Genomic DNA, 21,058 nt, shown 5'->3' with positions numbered 1-21,058 from the left:
AAGATTTTTTCGAGGGAAAGCCCCGGGCGGGAACGTTTTGGGGCTGGTTGGATGTTGACCCTGGTACGACAGCTCGTCGAGCTAGAGAAGAGGCGACGTGACTACTGTTCTGACCCCCGCGAGCCCCCTGACGGCCGCCGATCGCTGCGACCGCTGCGGAGCGCAGGCCTACGTGCGCGTTGTCCTGCTCAGCGGCGGCGAACTGCTCTTCTGCGCCCACCACGGCCGCAAGTTCGAGCCGGAACTCAAGAAGATCGCCGCTGAGATACAGGACGAGACGGAGCGGCTGACGTCCGTTCCGGCATCCGCCTCCGAAGAAGAGCGCTGACACCTCGCATCCACGACGAGCCAGCTCCGGCACAGGCCGGTGACGGGCGGCGCGGCCCCTGCCTCAGGGACCGCGCCGCCCGCGCTCGTACCGGTGATGTCCCTCAGGCGCCGTCGGCGGCCTTCTCGGAGCCTGCTCGCGCCGCCCGACCCACCATCCGTGCGATCTTGGACACCCGCGTGTAGACACCGGGACTCCCCGCACGACCGCAGCCGCTCCCCCAGGACACGAGCCCTATCAGCTTCCCCTGGGCCACAAGGGGCCCGCCGCTGTCCCCCTGACAGGCGTCGTGGCCGCCTTTCGTCTCCCCGGCGCAGACCATGCTCTCGGCGACGTATGTGCCGTCGGCGCTGCCTGGATACGCCTCCTCGCACTGGGCGTCCGGCAGCACGTGTACGCGTGCCGCCCGCAGACTGCGCGTGTAGTCGCCGCCGCCCGTGACATCACCCCAGCCGTAGACCATGGCACTGGTGCCGGGTGTGTACAGAGCATCGCCGGCGGTCGCCATGGCGATCACCGAGCTGCGGGGCAGCGGCTCGGCGAGGGTGAGCACGGCGAAGTCTCCGTCGTTGCTGCCGCTGTCGTAGCGCGGGTTCACCCAGACATTGCGTACCTGGATCTCTCGGCCCCCGTCCGAGAGCAGGTCCGTACGGTCCGCGATGACCTTCAGGTCTTGTACGCGGTTGGGCGGAGCCCCCAGGACGTCCTCGCCCATGCAGTGGGCCGCGGTGAGCACCGTCTTGGGACCGACGACCGCACCGCCGCAGAACTGCCCGGCGCGCGTACCCCCGAACCGGTCACGGATGGACAGCGCCACCGCCCACGGACTGTCGGACACATCGACGGGGAAGCCGCCCACGACGACACTGTCGGCGGCCACGGCAGCGGTGGACACCATGGGTATGGCGGTCGCCGCGGCCGCAAGAATCAGCGGCCGGGTCAGCGCCCGGAGAATGGAACGACGCATGCAGGCTCCTCACTCTGGGGTGGTCCTGGGACACCCAGAGTGATCCAGCCCGCCACACCCCGCACCTGCGCGACAGCACGAGAAGGCCCGGTCCCCTCAAGGGAGACCGGGCCTTCTGTGTCGTACGACCGCGACCTAGTCGAGGTAGTCGCGCAGCACCTGCGAACGCGACGGGTGGCGCAGCTTCGACATGGTCTTGGACTCGATCTGGCGGATGCGCTCGCGCGTGACGCCGTACACCTTGCCGATCTCGTCGAGGGTCTTCGGCTGACCGTCGGTGAGACCGAAGCGCATCGAGACCACACCGGCCTCGCGCTCGGACAGGGTGTCCAGCACGGAGTGCAGCTGCTCCTGCAGGAGCGTGAAGCTGACCGCGTCGGCCGGGACGACGGCCTCGGAGTCCTCGATGAGGTCACCGAACTCGCTGTCGCCGTCCTCGCCCAGCGGGGTGTGCAGGGAGATGGGCTCGCGGCCGTACTTCTGGACCTCGATGACCTTCTCGGGGGTCATGTCGAGTTCCTTGGCCAGCTCCTCCGGGGTGGGCTCGCGGCCCAGGTCCTGGAGCATCTGGCGCTGCACGCGCGCGAGCTTGTTGATGACCTCGACCATGTGCACCGGGATACGGATGGTGCGGGCCTGGTCGGCCATCGCGCGGGTGATCGCCTGACGGATCCACCAGGTGGCGTACGTGGAGAACTTGTAGCCCTTGGTGTAGTCGAACTTCTCGACCGCGCGGATCAGACCGAGGTTGCCCTCCTGGATGAGGTCCAGGAAGAGCATGCCGCGGCCGGTGTAACGCTTGGCCAGGGAGACCACCAGACGGAGGTTGGCCTCCAGGAGGTGGTTCTTGGCGCGGCGGCCGTCCTCGGCGATGATCTCCAGCTCGCGCTTGAGCTTCGGCGCCAGCTTGTCGGCGTTGGACAGCTTGTCCTCGGCGAACAGGCCCGCCTCGATCCGCTTGGCGAGCTCGACCTCCTGCTCGGCGTTGAGCAGGGGGACCTTGCCGATCTGCTTGAGGTAGTCCTTGACCGGGTCGGCGGTGGCGCCCGCTGCGGCGACCTGCTGGGCCGGCGCGTCGTCCTCGTCCTCGTCGGAGAGCACGAAGCCCGCGCTCTCGGCACCTTCGGGCTCGTCGGCGCCCTTGGGGGTGTCCTCGAGCACCTCCTCCTCGGGGACCTCGGCGTCGTCCTTCTTGGCACTGGTCTTCTTGGCCGCCGTCTTCTTGGCGACCGTCTTCTTGGCAGGGGCCGCCGTCTTCTTGGCGACCGTCTTCTTGGCGGCAGCGGCCTTGTTGGCGGTGGCGTCGTCCTCGACCGGCGTGTCGGCGGCGGGCGCCGCCGGGGTGGCGGTGGCGGTGGCCTTCTTGGTGGTCACCGTCTTCGCCGCGACCGTCTTGGTGGCGGTGCGCTTGGCCGGACTCTTCGCTGCGACGCTCTTTCGTGTGCGCTTGGGCTCCGCGGCACTGACCATCAGCGTCACACCCTCTTCCTCGAGGATCTGGTTGAGGCTGCGCAGTACGTTCTTCCACTGAGTGGCCGGAATCTGGTCAGCTTCGAAGGCCCGACGCACATCGTCGCCGGCGATCTGCCCCTCAGCCTTTCCCCGCTCAATGAGAGCCATGACAGAGACGGACTCGGCGATCTCCGGCGGGAGCGTACGGGATGTGCTGGCCGACACGAACAACCTCTCGGAACGTTGGAAAACGGCTTCCGGCCCCGTCCATTGCGGACAGGAGCCGACCGCCGGCTTGGGGATTGGGCCGACGGCGCGGGCGGGGGCCGGGAAGATGCACAGCGCCGTGACCGGCGTCCGTATTCCCTCCTCGGCTGTCACCTCTTAGGTCATCGCGCTGTTCCCCCGAGCGTTACGCCCAATCTGCGTGGCCCGAGTCACACCCCGTAAGCGCCCAAAAACGGTCAGACAAGGGCAGACAAGGTCACCTATGGCTCCTACCCGGGCTGTGCCCGGAGACACACACCCCCGTCGCGCCGTCGGACCCCGCAGGATCGCCGGGATCCTGCGGGGTCCGACGGGAGACGGTGGGTGGCCGAGCGATGCCACAGGAGGAGGGAGACATCTCGCGGCCGCGCCGTCCGCGGCGCGTGGTCAGTGTTCGCGCGGTGCGGGCACCACGCGCTCCACCTCGGGGTGGACGGTGAGCAGTTGACGCATCGCCGTCTCGGCCGCCGTGCCGTCGCCGGCGGCGAGGGCGTCGACGATCCTGCCGTGGTGCGCCAGCGAGGTCTCGTTCGGACGGTCACAGCCGGTCACCGGGCCGCCGGAGACCTGGAGGGCCGCCGAGACGATCCCGGAGAGGTGCTCCAGCATGCGGTTGCCCGCGACCTGGATGAGCAGGGAGTGGAACTCGGCGTCGGCGCGGGAGAACGTGATCGCGTCGCCCTGCCCCATGGCGTGTCCCATGATCTCGACCATGTCGGCCAGCCGCTGCTGCACGTCCTCGCGCCCGTGCCCCGCGGCGAGGCGGGCGGCGAGCGGTTCGATGGTCCAGCGCAGCTCGCTCAGCTCACGGCGCTGGTCGTCGCGCTGCGGCCCGAAGGCCCGCCATTCGATGATGTCCGGGTCGAGGAGGTTCCAGTCGCTGACGGGGCGCACGCGCGTGCCGACGTTCGGGCGGGCGCTTACCAGGCCCTTGGCCTCCAGAACGCGGAGCGACTCGCGGACGACGGTGCGGGAGACCTCGAAACGCTGGCCGATCTCCTCGGGTACCAGCGGACGGTCGGCGCCCAGATCGCCGGAGACGATCATCTGGCCAAGCTGCTGGACGAGTTGGCCGTGCAGCCCGCGGCCGCGGCTGCCCGCGGCGCGCCGGCCCACGCGACCCAGCTCCGGGTCGGCGCTCTCCCAGGAAGGGGCTCCGACGCGGTCGACGGCAGGGGTCTCGGCGTAGGGGTAGCGGTCGAGTTCGCCCGGGCCGGTCAGGCCGGAGTCTGCGGAGCGGGCGGCGGTCATCATGGTGTGCGCAAGGGTACTCACGGATCCTTTGTCGGCGCCGTCCTCAACTCCCTTGAGGTCTTTGGTGAAAAGCACACGAAAGGGTGATCGCTCACCCCATCGCAATTGACGCCTTATCGGAAAGAAATGGGCTTTCCCCGGGGAGTTGTGCGCAGGGTGGGGCGAACGGGCACGGACGGTCGTCATCAGACCCTGCTTCGCAGGGTCGTGAGCAGATACGCGCAGAGCAGAGCGGTCAGCGACAACGTCAGGGCGCCACCCACAGGTTGGGCGATCACGCGTGCCACGCCGGACAGATACCGCTCTCCCCCGAAAGGCCACTGCAGCAGGAACACCTCGCGCAGCCGAAGCGGAAAGCCTGCCGCCGCCCGCACGGACGCGCCCTCCAAGGCCTTTTGTACGAGAGGTACGACGAGGACCGGCACAGCGAGCACGGCGGCGAGCCCTGCCGTGGTGGACCGGAAGACGCCCGCGGCCAGCACCCCGGCCCAGGCGCACCCGACGACGAGCCCGATCCAACTCGCGCTCATCGAAATCCAGTCCGCGGGAACCTGTGCGAGCTCCCGTCCGTAGACGAGGTAGAGCACTTCGGCGTCGCAGCCGACCGTGAGGAAAGCCAGCATCAGCGCGGTGGCCGCGGCGACGAGGAGTTTCGCGGCAAGCAGCCCCAGCCGGCGGGGGACGGTGCCGCGGTCCGCCGCCAGCGCGGGGTGGCGGAACTCGTCGCCGAAGGCCAGGGCCCCGAGCAGCCCCGCACCGAGGGCGGCGGGCGGCAGCGGCAGCTCCCGCGGCCAGGCGGCCAGCAGGCGCGCCTGCGGGGTGTGTCCGATCCGGGCCAGGAGTACGGCGGCGAGCGCGGACACGACGAGCACGACGGCCCCTGTGACGAATCCCGTGCCGATCCCGGCGGCGCGACGGATTTCGTAGCGCAGCGGGCGGAGCGGACTGGGGGCGGGGCGGACGGAGATGGGGGGTGGAAGGAGGGACAGGGCGTCAGGGGGGCGAGTCTCCGCGGAGCGGGAGGCCTTCGCCCGGGGATCTGCGGCAGCGGGTGTTTCCCCGTCGGCGCGAGGCACCTCGGCCTCGGCGGAGGAATGCAGTTCGGCGTCCTCGCTTCGGGGCGTCCCGGCCGGAACCGAGAGCTGCGGTGCGGTTTCGGGCTCCCGGTCGGCATCGGCAGTGCTCGGCTGGTCCGGTGCCTGCGGGGCGACGGCGGTCTCCGGCCCGTCGACGGTGGCCGGCCCGGCTCCGGGTCCCATGTCCCCGGTCTCGTCGGCCAGTTGATGTACGAGGATGCCGTGGCGGAACGCGGTCTCGCCGACGTCGGCACAGGTACTGCCGTACACCGAGAGGCGGTTGCCGCCCTCGCGCACGACCTCGACGGAGCGCTGCGCGGTGCGGGCCTCTTTGGTGAGCAGAGCGGCCAGGCGTGTGGCGTGCGGGCTGCGGACGGCGACGCGGGGGCGCAGCCGGGTGCGGGCGAATTCGTCGGCCTTCTGGTCGGCGACGAGTCTGCCCTGCTCGAGTGTGACGACCCGGTCGGCGTTGCGTGCCGCCTCCTTGGGGTCGGAGGTGGTGAGCAGGACCGTACCGCCCTGGGAGGAGTGCGCGCGGAGCATGCCGTGCAGCCACTGGGCCTCACGGGTGGAGAGCCCGCCGGCGGGATCGTCGAGCACGAGCGTGTGCGGATCGGACAGCAGGGCGCAGGCCAGGCCGAGGCGCCGGTCCATGCCGCGGGAGAGGGTGCCGAGGCGCTCGTCGCGCAGGCTGACGAGGCCGACCACCTCGAGGACCTCGTCGGCACGGCGGACCGGGACGCCCGCGGCAGCGCACAGCATGCGCAGATGGCCGCGGACCGTGCGGGCCGGGTGTCCCGGTACATCGCCCAGGAGCACGCCCACTTCGCGCGACGGATGAGGGATGCGGTTCAGCGGGCGGCCTTTGAAGTGGGTGATGCCACGGCCCTGTTGGAGTTCGAGCATGAGTCTGAGCGCGGTCGTCTTGCCCGCCCCCGGCAGGCCGAGCAGCGCGGTGACATGGCCTGCGCGCGCCTCGAAGGAGAGGTCGTCGACGGCGAGCGGAAGCTCCTTGCGGGGATTGCTTGTCAGTCCGAAGGCCTCGATCACCCGCAGCAAGATAGCGCGTTATGTCCGTTTTAGTGGTATAGCGCGGCCCGCTCACCGGTCGGCGACCGGTCCTACGGGGGACCCTGTCCGCCGTTCGCGCCCGAGCCCGGCCGCATCGCGGTCCGGGTGCCCGCGTCACACTTCGGGTCGCAGCATCGGGGGGTTGAGGAGCGTGGCACCGCCGGCCCGGAACAGCTGGGCCGGGCGGCCGCCCTGGCGTGTGGTGGTCCCGCCGGTGGGGACGAGGAAGCCGGGTGTGCCGGTCACCTTGCGGTGGAAGTTGCGGGGGTCGAGTGCCACGCCCCACACCGCCTCGTAGACCCGCCGCAGCTCGCCGACGGTGAACTCGGTGGGGCAGAACGCGGTGGCGAGGGACGAGTACTCGATCTTGGAACGGGCTCGTTCGACGCCGTCGGAGAGGATCTGGGCGTGGTCGAAGGCGAGCGGCGCCACCGGCTCGCCGTCCCGGCCGTAACCACCCTGCTGCAGCAGTTCGTCGACCGGCGCCCAGCGCGCGTTGCTGGCGTCGCCGCCCGCCCGGGGTGCGGGCAGGTCGGGGGCGAGCGCCAGGTGGGCGACGCTGACCACGCGCATCCGGGGGTCCCGCTTGGGGTCGCCGTAGGTCGCGAGCTGCTCAAGGTGGGCACCGTTGTCCTGAGCGGGGACCGCCGGGTCGTGGGCCCGCAGCCCGGTCTCCTCGGCCAGCTCTCGCGCTGCGGCCTGCGCCAGATCCTCGTCGGCCCGTACGAAGCCACCGGGGAGCGCCCAGCGCCCCTGAAACGGTGGCTCGCCCCTGCGTACCGCCAGCGCGCACAGGGCATGGCGGCGCACGGTCAGCACGACCAGGTCCACGGTGACGGCGAAGGGCGGAAAGGCTGACGGGTCGTAGGGCATGCGGCGATCATAGTCGTCTGCTTGACGATAAACACTCCCTTCGTCGGCCGCTTCGACGGCTGATCCACTTCGGTCCGGTATGGGCCTCATCTTCCGGTCCCGGCCGTGGTGGCGCGGTACGTCGTCCGAGGTCACACTCCCAATTGCAGTCCGTCGGCCGCCTCCTCGACCATCGCGATGCCGAGTCGGCCGACCCGTACGGAGAAGGGGGCGCCCGCGACCCGTAGTCCGGTCAGGACGATCTCGCCCAGGGGCGCGCTGCGCACGGGGCGCAGCGTGACCGTACCGGCGGGGGCATCGGGGCGGATGCCCGCGAGCGTGGCCGGCAGCAGCACACCTGCGGCAGCCGCGGTCGCCGCGGGGCGGCAGGCCGCCGGATGCGGGACGGGAACGCTCCCGGCGGTGCGCTGCTCCCCCGCATACATCTCGGGCAGGCGGTGACCGAAGGCCTCGGCGGCCGCCAGCAGGCCCCGCAGCAGCGAGCTCGCCTCCTTCTCGTAGCCGGCGGCGGCAAGGCCGGCGACGGCGACTGCCGTCTCGTGGACCCGTACGGCACCGCTCCGATGGCCGAACGCGTTGTATCCGGCTTCTCTCGCACCCAGCCCGCGCAGCCCCCAGCCCGAGTCCATGGCCGGGCTGCCCAGCAGCCGGGCGAGCTGTTCGGTCTGCACCTTGTCGAGCAGACCGAGGGCCAGTTCGCCGCCGCCCAGCAGGCCGGTGTCGAGGAGATGGGCGGCTGCCGCGCCCAGGTAGGGCACGGGGCTTCCGTCCGGGGCGCGGGCGGCGGCCGCCGGGCGTCCTCCGCCCAGGTCGTCGATCCAGAAGTCCTCCCGGAACGCCGTCCGCAACGCCTGGGCCCACTGCCGCAGTTCGGCGCCGCCCGGCCGTCCGCAGGCATCGAGCAGGTCCGCGCCGAGCAGCGCCGCGCGGTGGGCGTGTGCCTGCGTCTCGCAGCGGACCGGGCCGCCCGGGTGCGAGTCGCGCAAGTAGGTGCCGTCGCCCACGGTGGTCCGCAGCCAGGTCAGACAGCGCTCGGCCGCAGGCAGCAGTTCCTCCGTCTCGTGCTCGGGCAGTCCCCAGCGGCGGGCCTCCGCGAGGAGTGCGGGGAACAGCAGCGTGGCTTCGGTGCCGGTGCAGCCCGGCGGCAGATGCGCGCCCGCGTCCCGTCGCGGCCCGGGGATCATGCCGAACTGCGGTTCGGCGCCCGCGAGTTGGGTCCTGGCAAGGGCATGAAGCGTGCCCGCGGCGAGACGGGTACCGAGGGGCAGCGTCATCCGCGCCGCGGCGAGCGCCTCTGCAGGGGCCAGGCCGCAGCGCCAGGGTGCCCCCGCCGCGAGGTGTGTGTCGGACGGGTGGGCGGGGTCGCGCAGCAGGAGGGCCTGCAGGTCCTCGACGCTCGTCCGCAGCAGCGCGTGGACCCTGGGGTCGTCGCCGGACGCGCTCGCGGCGGCGAGAGGGCTCGTCGCCGCTCGGCCCACGGCCCGGACGGGTCCCGCTCCGTCCGGCCGCACCCGCAGCTCCACACTCCTGCTGCTGCCCGGCGGCAGCTCGAACTCCCAGCGCAGCAGCCCGGCGGAGGCCAGCGCGTCGGCGGGCGGCGGATCTGCCGTGACCGCCGAGTTCCCGGTGGCGCAGGACCAGCGCAGGCCCGAGTCATGGACGCTGGCGGGCAGTTCGGGTCCCGCGGTGCCGGAGGCGATCGCGCCCAGGTCCGCCAGGTCCGTCCCGAGCGCGACCTCGACCGGCACGCGCAGGGGGCGCGAGGCCGCGCTGTGCAGGGTGATCCGCTCGGTGCCGTCCGCGTGGCGGACGCGCTCGACGACGACGTCCGGGTCCGGTCCTGAGTGCGGGGAAGCACGCAGCGCACCGACGAAGCGGGCCCGGTCGGCAGCGGTCATCCGGGCCTGGACCGCCAGCGGTTCACGCCCGGCCACACGGACCTGGCAACGGGAGAGCAGGCGTCGGCCCGCACGGTAGAAGCCCTCCAGGCCCTGGCCGGTCAACTGGCCCTGCTCCGTGGAGATGACGAGCCCCGGGAGGGCGACGCAGATCAAGGCCGTGTGGGTGGAAGGCAGTTCGACGGAGCGGCGGGGTTGCGGAAACGGGGCGGGCGGCGGAGCGCCTCGGGGCCGATGGGCGGCTCCCACGGGTGCTCCTGAGGGCGCTCCTGGGCGCGAGAAGTCTGGTGAGCGGCGCGCCTGGCTTGCGTCGACGGTCGGAGGCGAGGTGGCGACCTGGCCCGTGTCGGTGATCGGGGGTGGGGTACGGCCGTCGCCTGTGGAGGGTGATGGTGAGAACTGTCGGCTCTTTGGCTGGCCGGAATGTCGAGCCTGACTCGCCGCCAGGGGTAGGGGTGGGCCGGAGTCGGTGGGCGAGGTTGGGTGCTCGTCCCTGCCCGGTGAAAGCGGAGCAGGGCGGGCCTGGTCGGCGGGTGTGACAGAGCCGTGGAACTGGTCGTCGTGTGTGGCAGGGAGGCAGTCCGCTTCCGTCAGCCGGAGTGCAGGTCGACCCAGTTCGGTTGGGCGAACGGCGGTTGCGTCCTGGTCGGCGGAGCCGTCGAGAAGTCGGTCCTGAATGACCGCTCCGGCAGCAGGTCGTGGCCGCCCCGTCAATGAGGGCGAAGGTCGGTCCTGGCCGCTGGGCGGCGAGTTGAGCAAGGTGTCGCTCGCGAGTCGTGTCTCGGGCCGACCGGTGCGGTCCGGGAGCGTCGGCAGGTCGGCAACCGCCCCGCGGGACAGCATGGACCGGCCGACGCCGGAACGGTCGTCGGCGGCGGAGGGCGGAGTCGACTGATGCATGGGGTGGCTTCTTCTCCGCTCTGTGCACCTCGGGCGTCTGCGGCACCGGGTGGGGGATCCGGACGTACGGGGGCTGTGCAGCGGCACGGCCCATCCGGCCGTTCCGCCACTCAGGTGAACGGAGCGGGGCTCCTCCGGGTCACGCCCACGGCCGGCCAACCCGACCGAATGGCTGCGGCGACACGCAATGCTCGCGACGGCTTTCCCCTGCCGTCCGCGCCTCGTACAGCAGCTGACGTCGACGTCGGCGACATCGCGGCGCTCCCCGGCTGTTGCTCATAGGTCCGGCCTGCGCATGTGTCTGCCCGTACTCATACGTCCCGCTCACTGTCATCGCCGCCGGGAAGCACACTTCCGGGACAGTCACGGTGGCGCGCGGCTTCCTTGCCTGACGTACGCGGGCGCATGCCGTGCGTCCGTCCGCCGCCGGGACGGGTGGCGCCCGACGCCGGTGTACGGGGACGGGGGACAGTTCCACCGCTCCCTCGGCCGGTCGCCTTTGCCGAGCGGGTACGGCTGCCGGCCGAACCTCCGGGGCGCGAGCGGCGTCGCGGACGGGAGACGTCCTCCGACACCAGCGGCGCCCACTCGGTGGGTTCCAGCACCGCTTGCTCTCCGGGGCCCTCCCCGTCGTCGGGTCCCGGGTGTCCCCGGTCCCGGCGTTCCGCACGCAGGCAGCGGCGGATCGACTCCGGGTCCAGGCCCTCGTTGCAGGCCTGGTGCAGCAGACGGGCGAAGAGATAGCCGGGGTCCGCGCCGAGTGCCATGGCGAGGGCTTCCCGGGCCTCCAGTTCGTCGCCGGTGGACCAGGCGACCCAGCCGGCGAGAGTCAGGGGAGCCGCCGCGTGTTCGCCGTAGGACCCGACGCAGCGCCGGGCCAGGGCCCGCCACAGGCGCAGGGCGGAAGCGGCTGCCTCACCCTCCATCCATTCGGCCGCGCGGTCGCGGGTCGAACGGTCCTGGAGGCCGAGAATCAGCGTCGCCGCCTCGTCGTGTCCGAGCAGTTCGTCGTCGCGGAGATCCGTCATGAGCGTGCCGGAGACAGGCGGAGCCTCGGCCAGGCGGCGCATGATCCGCTCGGCCAGCTCCAGTGTCTCCTCGGCCACGTCCCCGCGGCTCGACTCGTCGAGGATCCTGGGGACCAGCGCCATGCTCGCGGTGTCCAGGGCGAGTTCCTGGTCCAGGGCGGCCGCGGTCTCCCAGGGCAGCAGCCTGGTCCGCAACTCGCGCAGCGTGCCCCGTACTTGAAGACCGGCGTAGGTGGCAGCGGCGGCCAGCACCGAGGTGCCGGGCAGGCCCATGGGGACGCCTTCGGGCGGGCAGCACGCCTCGTTCACGCAGCAGTACGACCAGAAGCGGCCGTCCGAGATGCACAGCGCCTCGATCACCGGCACGTCGAGGTGACCGCACTCGATCCGCAGTTTCTGGGCCAGCGGCCGCAACCGCTCCATGACCTGACGGCCCGACTCGCCCCTCCCCGGCTCCTGGCAGAGGTAGGCGACCATCTGCTCGGGCCGGGCCCCCCTGCGCTCGCTGCCCGTCACCAGACCGTGGGCCAACTGCTGGGCCACGGACGTCCAGTCGTCCGCGCTCGCCGGAATGCCGAGCCGGGCCCGGCCGCCGAACCGGCCGCGCCCGTCCCTGTCGTGCAGGGCGACCAGGACGATGCTGTCCTCGGGGCGGTACCCGAGCAGATAGGGCAGCGCGTCGGCCAGTTCGGCCGGAGTGCGCAGGGTGACCTGGTGGTCGGCGCCGTGGCCCTCGTAGGCGGTGCAGTCGGGTGCGCCGATTCCGTCGTAGGGTTCGCGACCGTCGTGTCCGGCGGCCTTGCCGTTTTCGGGGGATCCAGTGGTTTCGCCGTGGTTCGTCATGCCCCGACGATCTCGCGGATCCCGAAACTCCGCTTTGCCCTGTGGATAAGTCCGACCAGGGACACGCCAACTCGCCGACCGGCCACGGCTGCTGTGGCCGCAAGCGCCCGTGTCCGAGCGAAAACGCCCGGGCGGCACCGAACCCGCCGGCGCCGCCGGGGCGTTCCGCCCGGTTCACTCCGTTCGCAACGCCCGCGCAGTCCCCGTTCGTGCCGCCCAGCCCGCCGGGAGCAGGGCACCCGCTGCCGCGATGGCCAGGCCTCCCAGAGCGAGCAGAGCCAGCGTGCCCGTGTCGTAGACGTCCACCTCGGCGGCCGGGATGTTGGCGCCGACAGACCGGCCCATCGCGGGCACCACGAAGTGGTGCAGTGCCACGCCGAGCGGTACGCCGATGACGCCGGCCACCAGCCCGGTGGCGGTGACGGAAGTGAGCACCATGGCGACCGTCTGCCGGGGGCTCATCCCGAGGGCCTTGAACACCCCCAGGTCGTGGACCCGTTCGCGGGTGTCGAGCACCACTGTGTTGAGGACGCACAGGCAGGCCACGACCACCAGCATCGTCGTCAGCATCGCGATCAGGGACTGCATCACCATGATGACGGTCGACCTGTTGCCCTCGTCGGCGCTCATGGCCACCCCACCGATGTTCTCCAGCTTGGAGTTCAGCCCGTCCAGATAGTCGGCCTTGTCGGTGCCCTTGGCGAGTTCGACGGTGAAGTCGTCCGGCTTCACGTCGGGCACCAACTTCGCCACCGACGACGCGTCGGTGCGCACCGCCATGCCCTGGTCACCGAGGTCGAAGATCTCGCCGACCAGCTTCAGCCGTACGCTGCGCCCCTGGTCCGTCAGCGTCACGGTGTCCCCGACCTCGGCCCCGGTGGCCTGCAGGAAGCGGGACGGCGCCACCGCCTCGCCGGTCGCTGAGAACCAGCGTCCCGACACCATGTGCTGACCACTGCCGGCGGCGTCGCCGACGTACACCACCAGCGGGGTGCCGCCCTTGACGCCCGCGACGCTGACGTACGTCTTCCCGGTGCCGAAGTACGACGCCGTGCCGGACTGCGCACGGATCGCCGCCGCCACCTCGGCCGGGTCCGCCGGCTTCGGCGGCTGCGGGGTGTCCGTCGGCTCCGCGCCCGGAGCTCCGCTTCGCTCCGACGCCCCGGGCCGCCCCATGGTGCTGACCCTGACGTCGCCGAGCGAGTCCAGGTCGCCGTGCGTCTGGATCGCGACGAGCGAACTGCCCAGCCCCACCGCGAAGGTGACGGCGAGCGCGCCGAACCCCACGGCGGCCGCGGTGGTCGCCGCACGCGCCGGACGCGCGACCGGTCCCGCCAGGCCCAGGCTGAGGGGCCGCGGCACCGGCAGCCGGCCCAGCAGCCGCCGTACGTGCCGTCCTCGTCCCTCGTGCAGTGTGCGGCCGACGGCGATCGCCTCCGCGGTGCGCAGCCGGGCGGCGCGCATCGCCGGGCCCAGCGCGGCGGCCGCCACCAGGGCCAGCGCCGCTGCAGGCACCACCACGTCGATCCACAACGGGATGAGGATGCGGCCCGTGCCGTAGGCGGTCCCGACCTCGTCCAGCATCGGCACCGCCAGCAGGTTGCCGACGAGCACGCCCAGCAGTGCACCGACCGAGGCCGGGATCAGGGCCTGTCCGACGTACGCCCTGCCCACCTGCGCCGGGGTGAAGCCGAGTGCCTTCAGGATGCCGATACGGCGGGTGGCCGCGGCGACCGCGCCGCTGACCACGACGGAGATGATGAGCACCGACACGGCCAGTCCTATGAGCGCGAACGCGGACACGAACGGGATGAACGCCGCGGTGTTGTTGTCCGCGATCTGCTTCACGTCGAGCCACGACTGCGCACCGAGCAGCGCACCGCTCGGCAGCCCCGCGGAGACGGCCTTCTTCCCGGCCGCGACCGCCGCCCGGCTGCCGGCGTCGTCGAAGCGGTACAGCATCTGGTAGTCCGCGGCGGATCCGGCGAGTCGGTGCAGCTGTGCGGGCAGCACCCAGGCGTCGGCGCTCTGGCCGACCGACTCGGCGATCCCCGTCACGGTCAGCTCGGCGGGGCCGCCCGGGCCGGTGGCCGGCAGCCTGCTGCCCACCTTGACGGCAGGGACGACTGCGCCGGCCTCCAGTACGACCTCGCCGGATTTCGAAGCCCACCTGCCCTTGACGAGGTCCACCTCGTCCACCGGCTGCGCCGCCTTCGCGCGGCCGACCACCGTCATCGGCGGCGGGGAGTCCGCGGGCCCGCCTGTCCCGCCCAGCCGCAGCGAGGCCACGGGGAACGGGCCGGCGGCCGCCAACACGCCGTCGGCGTCCGCGGTGGCCGCCAGTCGGCTCGGCGACACCTTCGTTCCGTCGAACTCCGCGCTGAGATGCGCCCCTTGCTGTTTGGCGAACGCGTGGTCGAAGGGCGCCTGCGAGGCCACGAGCAGCCCGGCGCCGAGCACCGAGGCCGCCACCGCGAGCAGCGTCGTCAGCACCATCACCGCGGTCTGCACGCGGCGTCGGCCCACCCCCGCGCGCACCACCCGGCCGAGCGCACTGCCCTTGCCGGCCGGCCCGGTTCGGCGGTTCCGACCGCCGCCGGGCGGGTGCGCGGCCGGGGCCGGCTCTACCAGTCGAGTGCCCGCCGGTCCCGACGGTCCGAGGGCGCTCATCGGGCCACCTTCGGCACGCGCGCGTGCGCTGTGTCCCGGGCGACCCGTCCGTCGACCAGCTCGATGGTGCGGGTCGCGCACGCCTCCGCCAGCGACAGGTCGTGGGTGACGAGCACGATCGTCTGCCCGTCCTCGTTGAGGTCGCGCAACAGCGCCTGTACGTCCGCCCCCGACGCCGAGTCCAGCGCCCCGGTGGGCTCGTCGGCCAGCAGCAGCGCCGGACTGTTCATCAGCGCCCTGGCCACCGCGACCCGCTGCCGCTCGCCCCCGGACAGCCGGCCGGGGTACGCGTGCGCGTGCCGGGCGATTCCGAGACGGCCGAGCAGTTCGCCGGCGCGGGCCGCGGCCCGCGCGCGGGGCATGCCCGCGAGCTGGGCCGGCAGCAACACGTTGTCGGCGACGGTCAGGTCGTCCAGCAGATTGAAGAACTGGAAGATCATGCCGATCCAGGCCCTGCGGTACTTGGCGGACCCGGCCTCGGTCAGCTCGTCCACCCGCACCCCGGCGACCGTCACGCCGCCCTCGGTCGGCCGATCGAGCCCGGCGACCATGTTCAGCAGTGTCGACTTGCCGCTGCCGGACGGGCCCAGCACGGCGACCGCCTCGCCGACCAGCACGTCAAGCGTCAGCCCGGACAGCGCGGGCGGCCCCTCGTCGTACGCCTTGCTCACATTGCGCAGCTCGATGAGCGGCTCGGTCAGGTCCCTCACGGCTCTCCTCCAGATCGCCGGTCGCGTTCGTACCGGCGAAGCTAGGAGTGAGGGGTCCGGCGCCGCGTCGGCCGCGATGCCGAAGATCCCTACCGTGTACGGCGGATGCCCGACGGCCTCAACCCTGCGATGTAGTCGAGAGGTTGAGACGGACCCCCGCTGAGACGGATCCCCGATGTCAGACCCGCTTGCCACAATGAAGCGGTGAACGGATCAAGGCGGATCGTTCGATGGCCGGCACCCGCAAGGAGGCTGTGTACGGGCTTCGTCCAGTCGTACCGCACGCGCGGGCGCTCGTTGCTGCGCGCCACCGGCCTGCCGCCGCGGCGCTCACGCTGGACCTGGATCGCCGACCTGCTGATCGCCGTGGTGCTCGCGGTGGGTACGGTCTCCGCCGACCTTAATCGGTCGTACTACGAGGACCAGCCGCAGGTGCCGCGAGTCTCGGCCCCGTCCTTCCCCTCTGCCCCACGCCTCCCGGACCCGCCACGGCCCCCGGACACCCTGCCCTGGCCGCCGGTCGAGCACCGCCTTCCGCCCGCCGAGCCGTGGGAACTGACGCTCGCCGTGCTCTCCGCGGCCCCGCTGGCGCTGCGCCGGCGGTATCCGCTGGCCGTGTTCTGGACGGTGCTTGCCGCGACCTGGCTGTTCCACCTGGGCGTCATCACCGACGACTCGACCGTGTTCACCTTCGCGAGCGGGCTGATCGCGGCGTACAGCGCGGCGATGTACAGCCCGTACCGGGCGGCGGCGCTGGTGAGCGTGGCAGTGGGCGGTGTGGCGTTCGGCGCGCTGTCCCTGGTGCCGGAGATAAGCCGCGGCTTCATCCCGCTGCTGGTGCTGCTGCCCGTCGCGCTCGCCGCCAACGCGGTGCACGCGTGGCAGCAGCGGGGCCGCGCGCAGCAGGAGGCCACCCGGCGGGCTGTCGAGCGGGAACGCTCGCGCATCGCGCGCGAGTTGCACGACGTCGTCACCCACAACGTCAGCGTGATGACGATCCAGGCCGGCGCCGCGCGCAAGACCCTCGACACCTCCCCCGACCAGGCGCGCGAGGCGCTCCGGGCCGTCGAGGCGGGTGGCCGGGCCGCGCTGGCCGAGCTGCGGCATGTCATGGGCCTGCTGACCATGGCCTCGGGCGGATCGCATTCGGCCACGACCGCGGACCTGGCGCCGCAGCCGGGCCTCGGCCAGCTGGCGGCCCTGACCGGACGGGTCCGTGACACGGGCGTGCCCGTCGAGCTGACCGTCACCGGCACTCCGGGCCCGCTGCCCGCGGGCGTGGACCTCGCGGCGTACCGCGTGGTCCAGGAGGCGCTCACCAACGCCGTCAAGCACGCCGCGGGCGCAGCGGTCACCGTGACCGTGGAGCATGCGCCGGGCGAGCTGCGGGTGGCGGTCGAGGACACCGGCGGGAAGCGCCTCTCGCGCTTCGGAGGCAGCGGCCGCGGCCTCATCGGACTGCGCGAACGGCTCGCCGTGTACGGCGGTACTCTGTCGGCCGGCAGCCGCCCGCAGGGGGGCTTCGCGGTCCAGGCGATCATCCCGGTGGAGGTCGAGTGAGCACCGAGGCAGGGCGCGCCGACGACGGCGCCGGGCCGCCCCGGGTGGTGATCGCCGACGACCAGGCACTCGTCCGCACCGGCTTCCGGATGATCCTCGCCGCGGACGGCATCGAGGTCGTCGCCGAGGCTGCCGACGGCGAGGAGGCCGTTGCCGCCGTCCGCCGCACGCTCCCCGATGTCGTCCTGATGGACATCCGCATGCCGGGCACGGACGGTCTGGAGGCCACCCGCCGCATCCTCGGCCCGGACGCACCGCCGACCCGGCCGCGGATCATCATCCTCACGACGTACGACCTCGATCAGTACGTCTACGGGGCGCTCGCCATGGGCGCCAGCGGCTTCCTGCTCAAGGACGTCACTCCCGAGCACCTGTCCGCCGCCGTACGCCTGGTCCGCTCCGGCGACGCGCTGCTCGCACCGTCCATCACCCGCCGCCTCGTGGAGCGCTTCGCCACGCACACGGAGCACACGACCACGCTGCACCGCGACCTGTCCACGCTCACGCGAAGAGAGCTGGAGGTCCTCGAGTCCCTGGCCCGCGGCCTGAGCAACGCGGAACTGGCCGCCCGCCTCCACCTGAGCGAGGCGACGGTGAAGACGCACGTGACCCACATCCTCACCAAGCTCCAACTCCGCGACCGCGCCCAGGCGGTCATCGCGGCCTACGAGACCGGCCTGATCACCCCCGGCTCCACGGGCTCTCCGTCGCCGGGCTGACGGCCCGACGCCCTTCTACGGCGCCCTGCAGCCGAGCCCCGTCGGAACCTCAGCCGGCGGCAGCGAGGACCAGCGGAAGCACCTCTTCGCAGCCTGCCTTGCGCAGCAGGCGCGCGGCGACGGCGAGGGTCCAGCCGGAGTCGGTGCAGTCGTCCACGAGCAGCACGGGCCCCGGAGAGCGCGCCAGGGCACCGGCCAGCTCCTCGGACACGGCGAAGGCGCCGGACAGCGACTTGAGGCGTTGTGCGGAATTGCTACGGCGGGCCGCGTGCGCGCCGCCCGGCCCGGTGTACGTCAGGGTGCCCAGGAAGGGCAGACGTCCGACGGTCGCGATGCCCTCGGCGAGGGAACCGACCAGCTGCGGGCGGGCCAGGGACGGTACGGCCACGACCCCCACCGGCCGGGCGACGGCGTCCGGCCCGTCCGTCGCCCAACCGCCCGGCGAACGCGCCCAGTCGGCGAGGACCGCCACCGCGGCACGCAGGACGTCGTCGGGGACCGGACCGTCGGGCGCGTTCTCCGACAGCAGCGGGCGCAGCCGGTTGCCCCAGCCGATGTCCGAGAGCCGCCCCAGGGCACGCCCGGTGGAGCACTGTTCCTTGGCGGGGATACGGCCCTTCAGCTCGATGCCCAGCGCGGGCATCCCCGTCGGCCACATCCGCCGGGGCTCGATCTCCACGCCCGGGCGGTCCAGCTCCTTCGCCGCGCCCGTCAGCGTCTCCTGCGAGACCGAGGAGTCGACCCAGGCTCCCGCGCAGTTGTCGCACCGGCCGCAGGGCGCCGCACCCTCGTCGTCCAGCTGCCGGCGCAGGAACTCCATCCGGCACCGTGACGTGCCCACATAGTCCCGCATGGCCTGCTGCTCGGCCGCCCGCTGCCGCGCCACCCAGGCGTACCGCTCGGAGTCGTAGACCCAGTCCTGGCCCGTGGAGATCCAGCCGCCCTTCACGCGCTTGACGGCACCGTCCACGTCGAGCACCTTCAGCATGGTCTCCAGCCGGGTGCGCCGCAGGTCGACCAGGGCCTCCAGGGCCGGAACGGACAGCGGCCGTCCGGCGTCGGCGAGCGCGGCGAGGGTCTGGCGGACCTGTGCCTCGGGCGGGAAGGCCGTATCGGCGAAGTAGCGCCAGATCGCCTCGTCCTCCTTGCCCGGCAGCAACAGCACATCGGCATGCTCGACACCACGCCCCGCGCGCCCCACCTGCTGGTAGTAGGCGATCGGCGAGGACGGCGAACCGAGATGGACCACGAAGCCCAGGTCCGGCTTGTCGAAGCCCATGCCCAGCGCCGACGTGGCGACCAGCGCCTTGACCCGGTTCTCCTGCAGGTCGACCTCGGCCTGCAGCCGGTCGGCGTTCTCGGTCCGGCCCGTGTACGAGGCCACCTTGAAGCCCCGCTGCCGCAGGAAGGCGGTGGCCTCCTCGGCGGCGGCGACAGTGAGGGCGTAGACGATCCCGGAGCCCGGAAGCTCGTCCAGGTGCTCGGCGAGCCAGGCCAGCCGGTGCGCGGCGTCCGGCAGCCCGACCACGCCCAGCCGCAGGCTCTCCCTGTCCAGCGGACCGCGCAGCACCACGGCCTCGCTGCCACCGGTGCCCAACTGCTCGGCCACGTCCGCGGTGACCCGCGCATTGGCCGTCGCCGTCGTGGCCAGCACCGGAACGCCGGGGGCGAGCTCGGCGAGCATCGCCCGCAGCCGGCGGTAGTCGGGACGGAAGTCGTGCCCCCAGTCGGAGATGCAGTGCGCCTCGTCGACCACCAGCAGACCGGTGGTGGCCGCGAGCTTGGGCAGCATCTGGTCGCGGAAATCCACGGAGTTGAGGCGCTCCGGGCTGACGAGGAGTACGTCCGTCTCGCCGCGCTCGACCTCCTCGTGGATGGCGTCCCACTCCTCTGGGTTCGCCGAGTTGATGGTGCGTGCACGGATCCCGGCCCGCGCCGCCGCCTCGACCTGGTTGCGCATCAGCGCCAGCAACGGCGAGACGATCACCGTCGGACCCGAGCCGCGCCGCCGCAGCAGAGCGGTCGCGACGAAGTACACCGCCGACTTGCCCCACCCGGTGCGCTGCACCACCAGCGCCCGCCGCCGCTCCTCCACCAGGGCGGCCACCGCCCGCCACTGGTCCTCCCGCAGCCGCGCCGAGCCCGGCGGGGCGCCGACGAGCTCGGCGAGGATGGCATCTGCTTCGGTTCGGAGCTCCATCTCGTCCATACCCCCATGCAACCCGACGCCACTGACAATCGGCCACTTCACCGTGCGCGACAGAGAGCTCACGCGTCTGTCGGGCGTGGTCGGCGGCGCCTCGCGCACCCTGCCCGGTGCGCGCCTCTGGACCACCCGTGACCCAACGGTGTACGAACACGAGGTGAACGGTCGCCTCACGCGTCGCAGCTCGACGCACTGGGTAGGGATATAAACCGCAGACCATTAGATTCCGGTCAGTGGCCCCAATTGCTCGTTGCCGCATCCAAGTTCGACCGCAAGAATTGAACTCCGCTCCCCGCACGGCCCGTCCGTGGTCCGGTAGGGCTCTGCTGCGGTGCGCGCTCCCTCGAATCCATCCCCGCCCGCATTGTGGGCGCGTAGCCGAAGGGAGGACCGTGACCTTCGGATTCGCTCCGTCCTCCGCGGCATCCACGTCGACGTCTGCCGACCTGTCCGCCGCATCCGCCAACCCTCTCGCCCGCATGCTCGAACCAGCGGAGTGGGCCGCCGCGGGAATCCCCCTGCTGCGCAATCCCCGCGAGGTCGTCAGCGGACTCCATTCCCGGCACAGCCCGAGGTCGGCGACGGCGATCGTCGCCGTGCTCGATCCGGACGAACGACTACTGGCGAGCGCCTCGTTCACCCGCCGCCAGGCACCGGCCGACGGCTGGATGTTCCGCAACGCGCTGCTCTCCCAACTGCGCCGGGTCATCCCGCACGACCTGCGGCGCCGCACCCCGGTGCGCACCGCCGTGCTGCTCTACTGCCGTGACGGCGACGCGCGTTGGACCGAGGAGGACGGCGCGTGGATGTGGGGCCTGCGTGACGCCTGCACGCTGCACGGACTGCGCTGCGGGGCGTACATCACGCTGACCCGCGACGGCTGGCAGGTCCTCGGCGAGGGCCGGGGCGGCCGCCGCCCCAACGCGGACTCGTCGCCCGAGCCCTTCGGCATGTCCGAGGCGCCGCCTCCGCTGCCACGCACCGGCGGTGCCGCCTCGGAGGTCCTGCGCCGCGCGGCGGCCCGCTGAGAGCGCCCTCAGCCGCGTCGGCCGGCGCGCTCCCCTCGTACGCCTTCACGGCACACACGAGCAGGACGCGCGCCAACGACGGTCAGCAGAGCGGCACTTCACCCGCCGTCCCGCCCGCTCCACGACTGCCCGCCCCAGAGCGATCGACCCGCCCTGTACGCGCCCGCGCACACGGCAGCCCATGGGACCCACCCGCAAGAACTCCACG

The 21,058-nt window shown here is 72.3% G+C and carries 14 protein-coding genes; 4 read left to right on the top strand and 10 right to left on the bottom strand.

Annotated elements, in window-relative coordinates; translation table 11 throughout:
- The first annotated feature begins 97 nt into the window (after positions 1–97).
- Positions 98–328: a hypothetical protein gene (locus tag ABZ880_RS32695; protein WP_030945102.1), complete on the top strand. Its 231-nt coding sequence runs from the start codon at positions 98–100 to the stop codon at positions 326–328.
- 103 nt (positions 329–431) lie between these two features.
- Here the strand turns inward: ABZ880_RS32695 and ABZ880_RS32690 are convergent, their stop codons facing one another.
- From ABZ880_RS32690 to ABZ880_RS32650, 9 genes are all read right to left on the bottom strand, one after another.
- Entirely contained in the window at positions 432–1,295 is an 864-nt protein-coding gene (locus ABZ880_RS32690; protein WP_361270211.1) for a serine protease, read from the bottom strand.
- 135 nt (positions 1,296–1,430) lie between these two features.
- Positions 1,431–2,972, bottom strand: coding sequence for an RNA polymerase sigma factor (locus tag ABZ880_RS32685; RefSeq protein WP_361270209.1), 1,542 nt, complete (start codon positions 2,970–2,972; stop codon positions 1,431–1,433).
- Positions 2,973–3,401: 429 nt separating this feature from the next.
- Complete coding sequence (locus ABZ880_RS32680; protein ID WP_361270206.1) at positions 3,402–4,289, bottom strand: FadR/GntR family transcriptional regulator; 888 nt, start codon at positions 4,287–4,289, stop codon at positions 3,402–3,404.
- A gap of 164 nt (positions 4,290–4,453) precedes the next feature.
- A complete protein-coding gene (locus ABZ880_RS32675) occupies positions 4,454–6,394 on the bottom strand; it encodes an ATP-binding cassette domain-containing protein (protein WP_361270204.1) in 1,941 nt (646 codons plus the stop codon).
- A gap of 135 nt (positions 6,395–6,529) precedes the next feature.
- Complete coding sequence (locus ABZ880_RS32670; RefSeq protein WP_099931797.1) at positions 6,530–7,288, bottom strand: NUDIX hydrolase; 759 nt, start codon at positions 7,286–7,288, stop codon at positions 6,530–6,532.
- A gap of 131 nt (positions 7,289–7,419) precedes the next feature.
- A complete protein-coding gene (locus ABZ880_RS32665) occupies positions 7,420–9,339 on the bottom strand; it encodes a glycogen debranching N-terminal domain-containing protein (RefSeq protein WP_361270466.1) in 1,920 nt (639 codons plus the stop codon).
- Between the two features lie 1,058 nt (positions 9,340–10,397).
- A complete protein-coding gene (locus ABZ880_RS32660; protein WP_361270201.1) occupies positions 10,398–11,957 on the bottom strand; it encodes a DUF4192 domain-containing protein in 1,560 nt (519 codons plus the stop codon).
- Between the two features lie 174 nt (positions 11,958–12,131).
- Complete coding sequence (locus ABZ880_RS32655; protein WP_361270197.1) at positions 12,132–14,627, bottom strand: ABC transporter permease; 2,496 nt, start codon at positions 14,625–14,627, stop codon at positions 12,132–12,134.
- Positions 14,624–15,337: an ABC transporter ATP-binding protein gene (locus ABZ880_RS32650; RefSeq protein WP_361270194.1), complete on the bottom strand. Its 714-nt coding sequence runs from the start codon at positions 15,335–15,337 to the stop codon at positions 14,624–14,626. Before ABZ880_RS32650 ends, ABZ880_RS32655 begins: the two co-directional genes overlap by 4 nt.
- Positions 15,338–15,589: 252 nt before the next feature.
- Between ABZ880_RS32650 and ABZ880_RS32645 the strand changes: the two genes are divergently transcribed.
- Complete coding sequence (locus tag ABZ880_RS32645; RefSeq protein WP_361270464.1) at positions 15,590–16,897, top strand: histidine kinase; 1,308 nt, start codon at positions 15,590–15,592, stop codon at positions 16,895–16,897.
- Positions 16,894–17,616: a response regulator transcription factor gene (locus tag ABZ880_RS32640; protein WP_361270191.1), complete on the top strand. Its 723-nt coding sequence runs from the start codon at positions 16,894–16,896 to the stop codon at positions 17,614–17,616. Before ABZ880_RS32645 ends, ABZ880_RS32640 begins: the two co-directional genes overlap by 4 nt.
- 49 nt (positions 17,617–17,665) lie before the next feature.
- On the opposite strand, the gene ABZ880_RS32635 is transcribed toward ABZ880_RS32640, so the two are convergent.
- A complete protein-coding gene (locus ABZ880_RS32635) occupies positions 17,666–19,825 on the bottom strand; it encodes a RecQ family ATP-dependent DNA helicase (RefSeq protein ID WP_361270188.1) in 2,160 nt (719 codons plus the stop codon).
- A gap of 389 nt (positions 19,826–20,214) precedes the next feature.
- Between ABZ880_RS32635 and ABZ880_RS32630 the strand changes: the two genes are divergently transcribed.
- Positions 20,215–20,850: a hypothetical protein gene (locus ABZ880_RS32630; RefSeq protein WP_361270185.1), complete on the top strand. Its 636-nt coding sequence runs from the start codon at positions 20,215–20,217 to the stop codon at positions 20,848–20,850.
- The last annotated feature ends 208 nt before the right edge of the window (positions 20,851–21,058 follow it).

Source organism: Streptomyces sp. NPDC047043 (assembly GCF_040644055.1).
In the GTDB taxonomy this organism is placed as follows: Bacteria; Actinomycetota; Actinomycetes; order Streptomycetales; family Streptomycetaceae; genus Streptomyces.
The sequence above is the reverse complement of the archived record's forward strand: the minus strand, read 5'-3'. Positions and strand labels throughout refer to the sequence as shown.

Coding starts and splice junctions, on each gene's coding strand:
- ABZ880_RS32690 (WP_361270211.1), bottom strand. CDS start 1,295: ATGCGTCGTTCCATTCTCCGGGCGCTGACCCGGCCGCTGATTCTTGCG.
- ABZ880_RS32670 (WP_099931797.1), bottom strand. CDS start 7,288: ATGCCCTACGACCCGTCAGCCTTTCCGCCCTTCGCCGTCACCGTGGAC.
- ABZ880_RS32660 (WP_361270201.1), bottom strand. CDS start 11,957: ATGACGAACCACGGCGAAACCACTGGATCCCCCGAAAACGGCAAGGCC.
- ABZ880_RS32655 (WP_361270197.1), bottom strand. CDS start 14,627: ATGAGCGCCCTCGGACCGTCGGGACCGGCGGGCACTCGACTGGTAGAG.
- ABZ880_RS32635 (WP_361270188.1), bottom strand. CDS start 19,825: ATGGACGAGATGGAGCTCCGAACCGAAGCAGATGCCATCCTCGCCGAG.